Below are 896 nucleotides of genomic sequence, written 5' to 3'. Positions count from 1 at the left end.
GCAATTAGGTCATCGATATCAAGCTCGTCATCAGCGATTAACTCATCTTCAACCTTATCATCAACGTCATTATCAACGTCATTATCAACATCATTGTCGAGTGAGCTATCATTTGACTGTTCCATATCAGCAATTAGTTCATCGATATCCAGCTCGTCATCAGCGGTTAACTCATCTTCAACCTTATCATCAATGTCATTATCAACATCATTACCGAGTGAGCTATCATTTGACTGTTCCATATCAGCAATTAGGTCATCGATATCAAGCTCGTCATCAGCGATTAACTCATCTTCAACCTTATCATCAACGTCATTATCAACATCATTGTCGAGTGAGCTATCATTTGGCTGTTCTTTGTCAGTTATTAGCTCATCGATATCCAGCTCGTCATCGGTTAACTCATTACTTTTTTGAGTCAATTCAGCTTCATCTAGCTCAGGTTCTGTTAATTTATCTTCTGATGACTTATTCAAAATATCACTAAAATCCGTTGATAATAACGGCGAGATATACTCTTCAGTTAAACTTTCAATTTTAGCTTTATTCTCACTAACATCTGACTCATCAATAGCCGTTTGTTCATCATTTTCATCTGGGTCGGTTACTTCAGACTCAGCTGCCTCTTCTGCAATAGCCTCATCCGCATCAACACCAATAGAATCTAGCAAGGCATCAATATCGTCTGGGTCGGTTACTTCAGACTCAGCTGGCTCTTCTGCAATAGCCTCATCCGCATCAACACCAATAGAGTCTAGCAAGGCATCAATATCATCTGGGTCGGTTACTTCAGACTCAGCTGCCTCTTCTGCAATAGCTTCATCCGCATCAACACCAATAGAGTCTAGCAAGGCATCAATATCATCTGGGTCGGTTACTTCAGACTCAGCTGCCTC

General features: G+C 40.5%; 1 protein-coding gene. It reads right to left on the bottom strand.

All coding sequences use genetic code 11. From position 1 onward, the window contains the following. Positions 1 to 896: hypothetical protein (locus Q4503_RS18795; protein WP_303603189.1), on the bottom strand; the 896-nt coding region annotated here is incomplete at both ends.

Origin of the sequence: Colwellia sp. 6_MG-2023 (assembly GCF_030547765.1) — a bacterium.
In the GTDB taxonomy this organism is placed as follows: Bacteria; Pseudomonadota; Gammaproteobacteria; order Enterobacterales; family Alteromonadaceae; genus Colwellia.
Note: the sequence above shows the minus strand (reverse complement) of the source record. Positions and strands in the feature narration are given on the sequence as shown.